At 57.1% G+C, this 13993-nt stretch carries 13 protein-coding genes; 2 read left to right on the plus strand and 11 right to left on the minus strand.

What is annotated here, in order from left to right:
• Positions 1-25: 25 nt before the first annotated feature.
• Positions 26-1528 carry a Hint domain-containing protein gene (locus ABHV46_RS07890; protein WP_438381018.1) on the minus strand — a complete coding sequence of 501 codons (1503 nt, stop codon included), beginning with the start codon at positions 1526-1528 and terminating at the stop codon, positions 26-28.
• A gap of 248 nt (positions 1529-1776) precedes the next feature.
• Here ABHV46_RS07890 and ABHV46_RS07895 point away from each other — a divergent pair, with 248 nt between their 5' ends.
• Positions 1777-2430 carry a recombinase family protein gene (locus ABHV46_RS07895; protein WP_336947138.1) on the plus strand — a complete coding sequence of 218 codons (654 nt, stop codon included), beginning with the start codon at positions 1777-1779 and terminating at the stop codon, positions 2428-2430.
• A 53-nt stretch (positions 2431-2483) separates the two neighbouring features.
• On the opposite strand, the gene ABHV46_RS07900 is transcribed toward ABHV46_RS07895, so the two are convergent.
• Genes ABHV46_RS07900 through ABHV46_RS07915 form a run of 4 tightly spaced genes read right to left on the minus strand, consistent with a single transcriptional unit; the run spans position 2484 to position 6920 of the window.
• A complete protein-coding gene (locus ABHV46_RS07900) occupies positions 2484-4040 on the minus strand; it encodes a PepSY-associated TM helix domain-containing protein (RefSeq protein WP_438381019.1) in 1557 nt (518 codons plus the stop codon).
• Positions 4037-4345: a hypothetical protein gene (locus ABHV46_RS07905; protein ID WP_438381021.1), complete on the minus strand. Its 309-nt coding sequence runs from the start codon at positions 4343-4345 to the stop codon at positions 4037-4039. The genes ABHV46_RS07900 and ABHV46_RS07905 overlap by 4 nt, the downstream gene beginning before the upstream one ends.
• Complete coding sequence (locus ABHV46_RS07910; protein WP_438381023.1) at positions 4342-4626, minus strand: hypothetical protein; 285 nt, start codon at positions 4624-4626, stop codon at positions 4342-4344. Before ABHV46_RS07910 ends, ABHV46_RS07905 begins: the two co-directional genes overlap by 4 nt.
• On the minus strand, positions 4623-6920 hold the full coding sequence (locus tag ABHV46_RS07915; RefSeq protein ID WP_438381024.1) for a TonB-dependent siderophore receptor: 2298 nt from the start codon (positions 6918-6920) through the stop codon (positions 4623-4625). The genes ABHV46_RS07910 and ABHV46_RS07915 overlap by 4 nt, the downstream gene beginning before the upstream one ends.
• Before the next feature lie 235 nt (positions 6921-7155).
• On the opposite strand from ABHV46_RS07915, the gene ABHV46_RS07920 reads away from it, so the two are divergent.
• A complete protein-coding gene (locus tag ABHV46_RS07920) occupies positions 7156-8109 on the plus strand; it encodes a bifunctional helix-turn-helix transcriptional regulator/GNAT family N-acetyltransferase (protein WP_438381025.1) in 954 nt (317 codons plus the stop codon).
• 1 nt (position 8110) lies between these two features.
• On the opposite strand, the gene ABHV46_RS07925 is transcribed toward ABHV46_RS07920, so the two are convergent.
• The 6 genes from ABHV46_RS07925 to ABHV46_RS07950 all read right to left on the minus strand — a co-directional run bounded on the left by ABHV46_RS07925 (position 8111) and on the right by ABHV46_RS07950 (position 13929).
• Positions 8111-8908, minus strand: a complete 798-nt coding sequence (locus tag ABHV46_RS07925; RefSeq protein ID WP_438381026.1) for an N-acetylmuramoyl-L-alanine amidase-like domain-containing protein — start codon at positions 8906-8908, stop codon at positions 8111-8113.
• A gap of 111 nt (positions 8909-9019) precedes the next feature.
• A complete protein-coding gene (locus tag ABHV46_RS07930; protein ID WP_438381027.1) occupies positions 9020-9802 on the minus strand; it encodes an L-iditol 2-dehydrogenase in 783 nt (260 codons plus the stop codon).
• Positions 9803-9828: 26 nt separating this feature from the next.
• On the minus strand, positions 9829-11079 hold the full coding sequence (locus tag ABHV46_RS07935; protein ID WP_438381028.1) for a class II D-tagatose-bisphosphate aldolase non-catalytic subunit: 1251 nt from the start codon (positions 11077-11079) through the stop codon (positions 9829-9831).
• Entirely contained in the window at positions 11076-12071 is a 996-nt protein-coding gene (locus ABHV46_RS07940; RefSeq protein ID WP_438381031.1) for a tagatose kinase, read from the minus strand. Before ABHV46_RS07940 ends, ABHV46_RS07935 begins: the two co-directional genes overlap by 4 nt.
• 55 nt (positions 12072-12126) lie before the next feature.
• Positions 12127-12897, minus strand: a complete 771-nt coding sequence (locus ABHV46_RS07945; RefSeq protein WP_438381032.1) for a DeoR/GlpR family DNA-binding transcription regulator — start codon at positions 12895-12897, stop codon at positions 12127-12129.
• 417 nt (positions 12898-13314) lie between these two features.
• Entirely contained in the window at positions 13315-13929 is a 615-nt protein-coding gene (locus tag ABHV46_RS07950; RefSeq protein ID WP_438381033.1) for an NUDIX domain-containing protein, read from the minus strand.
• Between the last annotated feature and the right edge of the window lie 64 nt (positions 13930-13993).

Consider the following 13993-nt stretch of genomic DNA (forward strand, 5'->3'; position numbering starts at 1 on the left):
TGACGAGAGTCATGGGCAGCGCCTCTCAAGCGCGCAATGCCAGAACAACAGGAGGCGCATTCGTCACAGCCTCCTCGCCCAGATATGGCCCGGCCGAGAGTACTTCCAAAGCCAGAACGCCAAACCCATGAAGCGCTTCGCGATCAAGGCATAGTGTTGCCTCCCCGGTAGTCCATCGGGATTTTTTTCCTTCAAGATCCGCCCACCCGGCCAAATCAGACATTTGCAAATGCTGGTCGAGCACACGGGTGTTTCTGGTTTCGAAGAAGGTAATTTCACCAACCAGAACACCGAGTGATCGACGATCATCGACAAACGGCCCGAGTGTGTCGAACGGCCTTGACGTACGTGAACAGATCTTGAGCATTGTCACTTCTGGCGGGATCATGAAAATAGATCTGGCATTTCTTGTCCTGACCGCCCGAATGATCTGTCCGTCTTCAGTGCGCAAATGAAGCTCGGGATCTTTGGAGAGACCGCGAGTTGGGGATCGAGTACTCAGCCCCATATCTCGGGCGCGTAACGCGAGCCTGGAGAAAATCGGTTCTACTCGTTTGCGCTCCGTAACCAGAGGTGCTGCTGAGTCCCGAGCCCAGTTAAAAGGACCCGTTCCAAGAGAGACGATCTTACCGGCTTGTTCGAAACCACCCCGATTTCCTGTGTCGAGATAGCTCTCTGTCATGAGATCATTGGCCCAGATCACAGCATGATCCGCGCTCTCAAGATGATAAAAATCGAATTGGCGAATTGTTTTATCGTAGATTATCGACAGGTCGTTCACCAACATTCGTGCCGGAACGAAGACGCCTTGTATAAAGAGACAATGGTCGCTTGTTATCAATAAGTCACGCGACGGCACACCCTGCTCGATCGCGTCCTTGCATATGCGAATAGGCCACCCGGCGAGATCGTCGGAAGCCGCCGAATTAACCGCAGCCCTACCGACCCCCGACCACGTAAGCGTTCGTATTTCTGTCTTCTGCTTTTCAGGATTCCAGACGCAAACTTCATCACCAGCCTTCAAGCGCTCAACAGGCATGGTACCGTTGGGAGTGCGGATGAGAGCTCCGGCAAGAAAACAGACGATGCCACCGAGCGACCAGCTCTCCCCCTTGGCCAGAGTATGTGAGCGACTCGATGTAGAAAGGCCGAATGGATTCCCCGGAATGAAATACTGGACCTCGCCATAGTTTAAAATGCCGATCTGGATACTAATGATCGTTCTGTTGTTGACCCGATCATATGTCTGCACAATCGTTTTAACGGCCGCGCTCTGATTATTAAAATTAAGTCTTATACTTCGACCGACATCCGAATTAATTGTGAATATGTACCGGTTACCTCGATAATCTGCGACTGGCATCGTCAGATTGAGCGTTCCACCATTTTTCCCCAGTGTGACATCATAATAATGGTTCTTCTGCGAGGATCCAACCGGCCCCAAAGATATAGGGCCGTCTTTTGTGTTTATATTCAGATAATCGCCGTTCAGCGTATACTTAGTCGAGCTTCCATTCCAAGTAGCCATGACTTTTTCCTTACGAAAAATCCTGATTTGCGTAAGCGAAAGGATTCACGATCTACTGTGACATACTCACATCACTTTAAGACTTGACTTAAGAATTTATTAAGAACTAATCAGTATCCAGCTGGTCTAATTGGATCTAAGAGTCAAATTCAAACGGTCCCGGGACCGGGTTGCGCAAATCAGCAATTGAGCAACATGTCGCAGACAGTTACGGTCCCGCCATTATCGTTGGGCGAGAAAGGATCCTGATGCGCAAGATCGGCTATGCACGGGTCAGCACTATCGGCCAGACACTCGACATGCAAATCCAGACATTACGGCATTTTGAATGCGATCGCATTTTTAAAGAAAAAGCGAGCGGCGCCGACTCGGAGCGCTTACAACTGCGCCGCCTGATCGGTAATTTGAGTGAAGGTGATACAGTCGTTGTGACACGCATCGACCGATTAGCAAGAAGTACTTTCGATTTATTCGCCATTGTACAGGACATTACCAAAAGAAACGCACAATTTTTTTCGATTGCTGAGCCTTGGGTCGACACGAGCACCAGCACAGGGCGCCTCATGCTCGCCGTGCTGGGCGGATTGGCTGACGTAGAACGAGATCTCATTCGCAACCGAACTGCTGAAGGTCGTGCGCGCGCTTTGAGTCGTGGCGTCAAGATGGGACGACCGGCACGAATAACTCCCGAACAAAAAAATATTATCCGGGAAAGCCGAAGGTCTGGAGAGACCCTCAAATCCATCGCCCTTCGCTACGGAGTCACTGCGGGTACAATCTCACGTATCGCCAGCGGGGCAGACAGCCACCGGAGCAGAAAACGGCTCCATATGCCGATCGCGACCGATCTTATCACCGCAAAACATGAAAGTTCCGACGAGTTGGACTCTATTCTAGCTTGAAATTGCCAAGAAAGAGATCGGTGGAAATCGTCAGAGATCAAAGCTTACTATGCTCAGCCGACGGCAGAGTGTGCCCCTTGGGATTTCTTTGCCAGACGATAGAGTGACAGCGAGAGAGTCAGTGCAATAAGCGCCACACAGTAACCTGCCGGATGAGGCTGCCTTCCCTCCCACAGCACGACAATCGCCAGCCCCAGATGAACCAGTATAGCGCTCCACAGACAAACCTTTTCCCCCTTGGGGACCAGGAGCGCCACGATAATAACAAGCCAGAAAACGCCATGATATAATAACCACGCTCGATCCTCTCCAAGCGTGGCAGGCGCAAGCAATGCCGCCGAGAGTACGACGGCAATGCCGGTCATACAGCCTGAGCAGCAACCGACTGTCAGCCGAGACAGAAACAATGTTCCACGCGTGTCGGTCACTACTCCCGAAGCTTTTTCCTTTCGCCTGCGCACTGCAATCCAGAGACGGTTGCCGGTATAAAACAGAAAGGCTCCTGCAAAGCCGAGCACGAGATAGGCCCAGCGTATGGGGGCGCCGCCGTAACTGCCGAAATGCAGGGCAAATAGGCTGGTAAGCGCCGCAAAGCCACGCGGCTGATGCCCCGGCAGATAATCGCGCCAGAGCAGACGCCCCGAATACGGGTCCATCGTCGTAAAACCGCTGCTCGGTCCACGCATGAGATGCGACGGGTCATGTCCTGCGACCCGTAGCATCACACCTCCACCGGGGCGCGTCGAGTAATCGAGCGTATCGGGTGTAAATTGCGGGGCCTCCTGCGCGAGACGCGACACGATCTCGGCAGGACCGAGTAGCTTGGCCCCCGCAGGTGGACGAAACCCATGAGGCATCCCACCGGTGACACGGCCCCCGTGACCGCCTTGGTGCCCATCGCTCTGTTCCTGGGCAAGAAATTCGGCCTGCACCGTGAAAATGACATCGTGAAAAGCAAAAACCACCGAGGTCAGCGCCATGACGATGTGAAATGGCAGCGAACAGAAACCCAGCAGATTATGCAAATCGAGCCATTTGCGGCGCACGCTCCCTTCGAGCCTGACAGCAAAAAGCGCCTTTGCCAGAGCCGGCAAGAAAACCAGCGTCCCGGAGACGAGCGCCAGCGCATAGCCAAGAGCGATAAAACCCATCACGATCATGGCGATCTCGTGAGGCAAAGGCAGCCCCATCTGCTGGTGCAGCGTATCGATCAGCTGCGCCACTGCCGAAGGTTTGCGCTGCGCCGTCACAAGGCCACCCTGCTCATCGAGCGCTGCCATCATGACCGACTGCGCGCCATGGCCGTGACGCGAGGCCGTCAAGGGCCAGACCATGCGAGCCGGATGATCCGCATCGGGCGCCGCGACTATCGTGTAATTTCTCCGGCTTTCGGGAAACGCCTCGAACACCTTCTGCATGAGTTCGGGGGTTCGATCGAGCGACACCGCAGCGGGAAGGGAAACGCGTGGCGTCAACCAGGATTCGAGCGCGGGCTCGAACATGCTGATTGCCCCGGCATAAAACGCGATAAACAGGAACAGCCCCGCCACAACGCCCACCCAGCTATGCAGCTCGCGATAGACGGTCACGATATCGGCCCGTAATTTCATGACCCAGCTGCCCCATCGAAGCCTGTAAGAAGCGTGTCGACCAGCCAGACGAGACAGGCCAGCCAGCCAAAACCGAGCCAGGCCCCCAGCCCCGTACGGAAAAGGAAACAGACACAGAGACAGCTTACCCAGAGCATGGCAGCCAGCCACATTAGCCATTGTGACGATAGCGTCATCGGATTGCCCGTGCTGCCGCAGAGATGCCCGATCAGCACCATAAGCCCCAGAGAAAAGGCAGCGCCGGGCAACAGACCCGCCAGCAGCTTCAGGAACCACTGTCGGTTATCGATGACGCGTTTCTTCATGAGGGGCGCCTCTTATGAATCACCAATGCGACGATCAGCGGAACGAGGCTCAGGCCGGTCATCAGGGTGATGACAGCCATAAACACGCCGACCAGAGGGCTCGTAGCTGAGGAAAAAGCGAGGCAGGTCAGCACGCTCAACAGCGTGCCTCCCACCACACAGGGCCTGAATGGCAGGCGTCTGGGCAAGATCTGCTGCTGATGCGAGGCCAGATAAAACAGGGCACTCGCCCCCAACGCCAGCACCATACCCGTCAGAACGAAGAGCGGTGCATTGCTCACCAGCGGTACTCCAGACGCATGGTCAGGCTGCGGCCCTGCCCGTAATAGCAAGCCGAGACAGCGGTGCAGGTCGCGACGAAACGCTTATTCGCGATATTGCGCATGTTGAGCGAGAAAGAGAGCCCGTCGTAACGCGGGCGTGCCACCCCGAAATCGTAGCGCAAAAACATGTCATAAAGCGTATAGCCGGGAATGGAGAGCGTATTGGCCGTATCGCCATAGGAATGGCCGGTATAACGCACGCCACCGCCGAACCCGGCGCCACGCAGCGGACCATGAAGCAGACGCTGATCGACGAACAACGACGCCATCCATTTCGGTGCGGCATTCATGTAGTTGCCGATCTGGGAAAGCGTATTGGATTGCGTAATCTTGGCGTCGCTGCGCGTACCGGTAAAAATAACGGCCATATCCCAAGGCAGAGTCGCCCGGCCTTCGAGTTCCAGACCGCGCGCGCGCATTTCGCCCGTCTGCACGAGGCAGGTCGTCGTCCCGCACAGAACACCGCTCGGGGCGGGCGTCGTCACATTCCGCTGCTTGATCTGATAGGCACCGAACGTGACATAGATGTTCTTGCCGTACTGATAACGCAGACCGGCTTCATATTGATCGCCCGTTGTCGGCTTGAACGGCTTGTTGTCGAGTGCCGTCGAGGGGTCGGAGACCTGCGGCTGGAACGACGTCGCATAGCTGAAATAGGGCGCCAGACCGATTTTGGTGCGATAGACCGCACCGGCACGCCATGTGAACTTGTCGTTGTTGTTCAGGTACCGCTTCTGGGTCAGAATATTGAGCGTGTTATCGCGCGCCCAGTCCTGACGACCGCCGACAGTGATATAAAGATTCTGGATCTTTATCTGATCCTGAAAATAGACGCCGTTTTGCTGCGATTCCGTCGCGCCATAAACCTGCGGCGCAAGCCCGGCCGAATAGCCCTTCGTACCGCGTGCAACCGGATCGAAAATATTGAGCATGGGCAGTACGAGCGCGGAATTCACCAGATCGCGCGAGCTTTCCCAGTTCGTATAAAAATAATCCGTGCCGAAAAGCAGCGTGTGATGAACGATGCCGGTCTTTGCCTTCACCTCAAGCTGGGTATCGGTCGCCACACCCTGCGACCGTCCACGGCCCTCGACCGCACGGCGATTGACCGTGTCGTAAGGCACGCAGCCCTTGATAGCCGCAGTGCATTTGGTGAGCGTATCTCCGGACAGAACGGTCGAGCGATAGAGATTATCGAGATAGGTGTAGCGGGTATTATTCCGCAGCGTGACAATACGGCTGAAGCGATGCTCGAGAAACGACCCTGCCAGCGCCTGCGTGCGGTCGAAATTATTCCAGTCCGGCTCGCCGATATTTGCATCATTGGCGATATAGCGCCCCTTCGAAGGCACGAGCGTGCCGGTCATGGGCAGGAACTGGAAAGTCGAGCCGCCCGTATCGCGCTGATACTGCGCCAGCAGCGTCCAGCTCGACCCCGGCGCATAGGCCCAGGTGAGGCTGGGCGAAACATAATAGCGCCCGCTATTCACATCATTGACCTGCGTGCCGCCATAACGCGCCACGGCAACAATACGCCCTCGGACCGTTCCAGACTTGTTCAGCTTGCCCGAGACGTCGCCCGATGCCTGGCCCTGCCAGTTGCCGAGCTTCGTATAACCGATGGTCTGAAGAAAAAACTCGCCATGCGATTTTTCGGTCGGGCGTTTGGTCGTGAGATTGACGATACCACCCGGTGCCGTCTGGCCGTAAAGCGCACCTGACGGTCCTTTGAGCACTTCGATCTGCTGAAGCGCGAAGGGATCGAACGACGTGCGCGTCCATTGTCCACCTGAGGGCAGGCGCAAACCATCGACGAAATTATTATTGGACGAAAATCCGCCAGCGCCGAAACCGCGCACCGAGACTTCATCCACACGATTATCGATGCCCGAAGGCTCGGCCTGCACGCCCGCCATGTAGGAAAGCGCATCGGCAACTGTCGGCGAAGCCCGTAACTCGATTTCCTCACGCGTGACAATCGAGATCGTCTGGGGGGAGTCGATAATCGGCGTGCGGGTTTTTGTTGTCGCCCCGGCCTGAGAAAGCCCGGTAGCCGAAACGACAATCACTTCGTCGGCCTTACTCTTATGCGCCTTGTCACGCATGGTCTCGGCCTGTTTCTGCCGATCCTTTTTTTCATGCGCCGGTTTTTGCCGCAGGACCGAATCCGGTTGGCTGTCTTCTGCCAGAGCGGCAGTCAGAGAAGAGGCACTTGCGGCGGCAAGGGCGACGAGACCGATTATCCTGCGCATCGATTTAAAATTCACATCAAGCTGTTCAAAACCTGGGCTGGCTTCATTTAAATGCGATTCATTGTCAATTGCATAGTGTCTGATGAGTCAGCTTTCGTCGTGAGAGTGCTACGGCAAAGCCACACTCCTCCACCTGTTCCCATCAAGGTGACGTGACACACCCATGGCCCGCTCCTAGAATCAGCGGCTCCAGAACCCCGCAAAGAGGGCGCCCCGCAAGAAGGAAACAGACAGCGTGAACGAAAAGATCGAGGCTATTCGGCGGTTCAATCGGTTTTACACGCAGCATCTCGGCGCGATCGATGCCCATTTTCTCGGCTCGAAAGTCAGTGCGACCGAGGCTCGAGTGCTCTACGAAATCGCGCAACGCGCGCCCGTGCGCGCCGCAACGCTTCAGGAGGCGATGCAAATCGATCGTGGTTATCTCAGCCGCATGATCACGCGTCTCGCCCGTAACGGCCTCGTCAAACGAGACAGCCCGGCCCATGACCGGCGTGCGCGCCCTGTTTCCCTGACCGATCAGGGGCGCAGGATTCTTGAGCAGCTCGAACAGCGGATAAACCACGCCCTCGCGCGAACTCTCGACAGGTTGCTTCCGCTCGAACAAAGCGACCTCGTTCAGTCACTCTCCCGCGCGCAACGTCTCCTGGCGCCAGCGAGCGAGGCCCGTTTCACCATCCGACTTGCTCAACCGGGAGAGCCCAGCCTGATCGCTTCACGGCAATCGGCGCTCTATGCCGAAAGTCATGGCTGGGGGCCGAAGCTCGAATGTCTGATTGCCGAGACTGTGGCCAGCTTTCTGCGCAAATTCAAACCCGATCGCGAGGCCTGCTGGGTAGCTGAACTCGACGGAATTATGGCTGGCGCCGTTTTTCTGACCGACGAAGGCGACGATACAGCGCGACTGCGCCTTCTCCATGTCGAGCCATTTGCGCGCAGGCGTGGCGTGGGCGACGCTCTGGTGCAGAACTGCCTCTCCTTCGCGCGCACTCAGGGCTACCATCGGGTCATTCTCTGGACCCATACCGTTCTCGAAACGGCACGCCGACTTTACGCGCGCAACGGATTTGTCTGTATTGCGACGGCGCCGCACGATCTGTTCGGCGTGCCTTTGCAAGGAGAGGACTGGGAATGTCGCCTCTCCCCGCAGAATGCGTCCAGTCCTGCAAAAACATGGGCTTCAGCGTAACTTAGCCCGCCTCGACCATGCGCAGAACGAGAAAGCCCGGCTTGCCCGTCAGATAGGCGGCAAGCGGCGTGTCGACCACTTTCATATTAGCCTTGAGCGACGAGGCATTGCGGAAATACAGCACGCCGTTTTTCCAGATGGCCAGACCGGTATGGGTGACATCCAGCCCGTCCAGCTTCGTATAGATACCGATCACGTCGCCTGTACGGATTTTCGCCGCCACTTCCGGCGTCAGAAATTCCGGCGAAAGATGCGCGATGTCACGCGGATGAGCCGCCAGCCCCTTGATATACACACCCCCATCGGCGCGGCGATTGAGATCCTTGCGGGTCACCTGCACCTGAGGCGAGAGAGTCCGGGTGATGTCACGTGCATTCTGCGGCGTCAGTGCGGCCCAGTCAGTCAAGAAATGACGTCGCTCCAGATACGCCACGTGCCCTTCATGATAACGCGTCTTTTTGAGCGCCGCGATAAAGCCTGTCTGGTTTTCCGACAGAGTGAGCGCCCGCACCAGATCGACGAAAGTGTAGCAATCGACGCCGTCGAACCGCACCACGAGTTCTTCAGGCGTGTCGGGGCCGCCGATCAACGTATTCGCAATATAAGGCGTACCGAGAAACTGCGCCGAAACGGCATCGACCCGCTCTGAAAACCCTTTAAGCGCAACGATCCTGCTTTCGATCTGCGCCACCCGTTCCTGATCCGGCACCGAGAAAACAAGCGGTGCCGCCTGCACTGCAACAGGCGACGAACAGGCGACAATCAGCCCGAAAACACCTTTACAAAAATGTCGCGTCATAAATGTCTCCCGGTCTCTGCTATGCGACACAGTTGCAGGGAATGCCCGCTGAATAAAGAGGGGCATTCTTCAGCATGAGACCCGACAGGATACATCTGCGAGCTGCGACACTCAGCTCATCCAGTTGCCGCCGTCGATATTATAGGTCTGCGAGACGATATAATCGGCGTCCCTCGAGGCCAGAAATACCGCAAGTCCCCCGATTTCTTCAGGGCGTGCCATACGCCCGAAAGGCACCGAAGCCCCCACGATGCGCTTCTTTTCACCCAAAGGCAGATTTTCATACTGTGCAAAACGGCGATCTACATCGTCCCAGTGCTCGTTATCGACCACGCCCGGCGCGATGGCGTTGACGTTGATGCCGTATTTGATGAGGTCGAGCCCGGTGCTCTGGGTGAGCGAAATGACCGCCGCTTTCGATGCGCAATAAATGCCGACCAGCGCCTCGCCGCGACGCCCGGCCTGAGAAGCGAAATTGATGATCTTGCCTCCCTGCCCCTGGGCAATCATCTGACGCGCGACCGCCTGAAGCGTAAACAGCAGACCTTCGACATTGACGGCGAAAACGCGGTGATAGCTCTCACGCGTGATCTCGACTGTCGGCGCCAGATCGAACAGACCCGCATTATTGACCAGAATATCGATACGCCCATAGTGCGCGACGATTGCCGCCAGAGCCGCATCGATCGAGTCCTGCCGGGTCACATCCAGTTTTACCCCAAGATGCGCTTCGCCCAGCGCGGCGGCCGCGCTGACAGCGCCCGCCTCGTTCAGATCGCCGATGACGACTTTTGCGCCTTCCTGCGCGTAGCGTTCGGCGAGGGCACGGCCAATGCCGCGAGCGGCACCGGTGATGAGGGCAACACGATCCTGCAACGTCTTGTTGGTGCTCATGTCTTTAATTCCTGTTGCTGTGCCTGTCACAGCGTCTCGTAACGATCCAGGACATCCCGGACCGACTGGATCAGTAAGCGTTCGGGCTCGGCCGCAAGAGCGCCGGCTTTCACACGATCGAAAAACCGGGGCAGATACTGGCTGATCATGGTTTCGGGCAGCGCGCGCTCGCCCATTGCTCGCATCAATCTCTGCACGGCTTTTTCCGCCTCAGGCACAGGCCAGTAATAACGGATGCGATCGCTATAACTGAAATGACGCAAGATGCGCTGGCTCCGAACATCGCCATGATAATGACTTTGCCAGTTCGCAGGTGCCGCCAGCATCACCCGCTCCATCGTCTCGACAAGCGAGGGTGCCTGCGGGTCCTGAAACCCGTTGATGGCATCGAGCCCGTAAAGCGCCTCGCGCAGCGCGAAACTCAGCTCTGGCCCGACCTTGAGAATACAGAACCCGTTTTGCTTGAGCTGTGCCAGAGACGCACCCGGCTGATAATCCGTGGAATGCGCCTCGAAAACGAGTCCGGGTAAATCTGAGAGGCTTGCCACAAGTGTCCGGGCTGCCTCGGGCTGGTAAACCGCGACATCATCATGCCCAAACTCCACGCCCGGCTGCACCACGATACCGATCACACGGCTCCATGCCTCGGGCAGCGCCTCACGAAAAGCGACCTCATGCACACGATAGGTCGCCCGTACGGCTTCGGGGGTCGTCGGTACGACATGATCGAGCGCCTCAGTGGCTCCGCCCGGTGTCGGAATCTCAGTACCTATGACATAGACCGGTTGGCCCGGCGCCACGGATTCGGCTCTCTTGGCCAGCATCACCGCGCGCTCAGCGACGACGGCATCGGGCAGATGTTCGGCCTCGCCTTTGCATCCCATGCTGGCATCGAGATGCAGCTTGGTGAATCCCGCTTCGGCATAGGCTGCAATCATATCAGCAGCCTTTTGCAGCGCCTCTCCAGGCGGCAGAGCTTTCCAGGGATTGGGGCCGAGATGATCGCCGCCCAGAATAATCCCTTCCCGCGCAAACCCGACACGATCGGCGATGCCGAAAACATAATCCCTGAAATCAACGGGAGTCATGCCGGTATAGCCACCCTCCTGATTCACCTGATTACACGTCGCCTCTATCAGGGCAGGCTGGCTGCGCGACGCCGCGTGCAAGAGCGCCGCCTCAATAACAACGGGATGAGCCGAGCAGACGGAAATCAGGGCCTGGCCCTGTCCCTTGTCATAGCGCGCCCGGAGCACAGTCAGAGCGGAAGCACTCATGATGCGCCTCCATTCGCCTTTTGTGCAGCAATCAACCGATCAAGTTCGGCAAAGCTCGATGTCCCTTCCATCGGCCCGAACACCGATACGGCGCGGGCGCCAGACGCACAGGCGTAACGCAGGGAGTCCTCACGCGTCTTGCCCGAAAGGCGACAGGTCACGTAAGTGGCGCCAAAGCAGTCGCCAGCCCCTGTCGGGTCGATTTCCTCTGCTGCGAATGCGACATTATGCACTGTCTTGTCGGCACAGAAACAGGTTGCGCCTTCACTCCCCTGCTTCAGCACGATTTCGGAAACACCCATATCGAGTATCTCCCGAATGGCCTCCTCCTGCGTCGTGCCATTACAGAACAGGAGCAGTTCCGGCCCACTGGGCAGAAAGATATCGCATTCCTGCAGCATCAGTTCGAGAGCCGCTCTCATATCGGGAATATCGAGCATTTCCTTGCGGATATTCGGGTCGAATGAAATCGTGCCGCCTTGTGCCTTGACCTGATGCACGGCGGTCGTCACCGCATCGATAATGGGGAAAGAAAAAAGCGACGACCCCATGACGTGGAAATGCGTCGCACGTTTCAACAAAGCGCGCGCCGCCTCATGGAGCCCTATCTGCGAGCAGGCCGATTGCCGGATATTATAGACAAAATCGCGGCTTCCATCCGGACGGTAGCGCACGAAAGCGCTCCCGGTGGCATAGGCGTCAGCTCTCAGAATGGCGGAGATATCGACACCGTCATGTTTGAGACGATCGACATTCAGCGTGCCGAAATCGTCACGACCCACAGCAGAAATAACCCCGCAATCGACCCCAAGCTTTGCCGCCTGATCGATAAAAATAGCCGGCGCCCCTGAGGGATAAGGGCCTTTCAGGGCCAAGGGCTCAAGAAAGCCAATGCCCTGCGTTTCAGCCATGATCTCGACCACGATTTCACCGATCGTGACGATGCAGCGTGGCGCTTCGGGGTCAAGGTCCATCAGAAAACTGGATGCCATTGTCAGATATCCATTCGGGAAAAAGAAAAAACTCGAAAAATCGGCTACCGTATTTTCAGTCCGCCGAAGAGGCGCTGTCAGCGAAGACAGTCCAGTCCTGACACAACACCACGCCATCGGGGGGGCTACCGCCCTGAAGCACCGACATCGTATCGCGCCACTCGAAGAGATGCGGGTCTTCATCGACCCGGTCGAGCCGATCGGTCAGCAGAAACACCTGCTTTGCCCGATCGATAGCGGTGTCGAGACAATTGCCGGTCTGGTCGAGGCATGAGAAGCCGGCCTTGCCGATCTGCGAGACGGAAATCACCGCAAGGTCGAGATCGTAAAAGGAAAGAGCGTGATGAGCCGCAGGGCTGATCAGCGGATAACCAAGCCGGTCATATTCACCCCCGAGGAGCGAAACAGCTGCGTCGCTGCATCGGCTCGCGAGATGGTAGGTCTCGAAACTGTTGACGACGAAACGCAAGTTCTCCGCTGTCGCATAGACCGGCACGAAAGACGCCGCTTGTGAGTTGTCAAGAAACACGCACTGCCCTGGCTGCAGCCTGAAAGCTACTGCCCTCGCCAATGCGCGTGCTTCAAACAAGGTCGGGCTCTCATTAAGCGGGGCGTCCACCGCGTAATCATGAGCCGCTCGGGCGCCACCATTGGTCCGGATGACGAGATTCTGGCTTTGCAGATAGGCCAGATCGGATCTTATGGTGACCATCGACACATCGAATTGCTCGGCCAGAGCCTCAGTTCGGATGAACCTGCTCCGCCTCACAGCATCGATAATGCCGAGGCGTCTTTTCAGTGTTGCACTATTGACCCCCATCGACATACCGAACGATCTTTCAAAAAGAAAACTCAGTTTTCTTTCTGTAAGACACTCTTGGCTTCATGTCAGGTAGGCTCGCGTGTCATCACACCCTTGTGTTTCTTTGCCTGCGCTATCGTCGATGATTTGGCGTCGTGCCTTCAGCTAGTCTTCCGGTGAGGTGTTCGGTCAATAAGGGCTCTGTCGACACTTTCTGCGGGACGATCCTGATCAGCGATGCTTTTTTCATTCTCGGCGCAACAACGGACGACGCTGTGGTGCGGGGCGCCTCATGGCTTAACTGCGGCAAAGAGTATGCGAGTTCGGCCCTTACGCTCGAGCAGTCCGAATTTCTCGTAAGCGCGCATGCGTCAAACTCTTTCGCATAACAGGGTCATGCAGGTAGTCGCCGAACAGGTCGGGGTCGAGGCTCCCAAAACCTCAGTCAGGGTCCAGCACGCAAAGCCCCTTCAGGGCTACGTGCTGAAGCAGGACCACCGTCTTCGCATCGGCAATTCGCCCATCAGCGATCATGGCCATGGCTTCGGGATAGGGTAGTTCCAACACGGCGATTTCCTCGCCTTCGTGCAGCAGCCCTCCTCCCGGCCCGGTACGCATCGCCCCCGTGTACGACCCTATGAAAAGATGCAGCCGCTCGGTTACCGCGCCGGGGCTGGTGTAAAGCGCCGCGATTTCCTCGACGTGATCAGGGCTAATCCCGGTTTCCTCCTCCGCCTCTCGGCGTATGGCTTCAACTGGCCCCTCGGCATCAAGCATCCCGGCACAGACCTCGATCAGATCGCCGTCGTTATCGCGCAGAAAAACGGGGAAGCGCATCTGCCTGGTCAGGATGACCGTGTTCTGGGCTGTATTATAAAGCAGGATCGCTGCGCCATCGCCGCGATCGTAAACCTCGCGTTTCAGATGCTGATGCGTGCCATCTTTACGCACATAATCGACGCTGTAGCGCGACAGTGTACCCCAACATTTCGACAGGATCTCCCGCCCTTCGATCGTGGTGCGTCCGGCGCGCGCCAGCTTGTCTGCCTCGTTCATGATCTCTCCTGCCTGAAAGGGACGCGTGAGCCTGGCAAGAATACGCCTCCCGTCGTGCTGCGTC

The sequence above is a fragment of the Asaia sp. BMEF1 genome (assembly GCF_051628905.1).
In the GTDB taxonomy this organism is placed as follows: domain Bacteria; phylum Pseudomonadota; class Alphaproteobacteria; order Acetobacterales; family Acetobacteraceae; genus Asaia.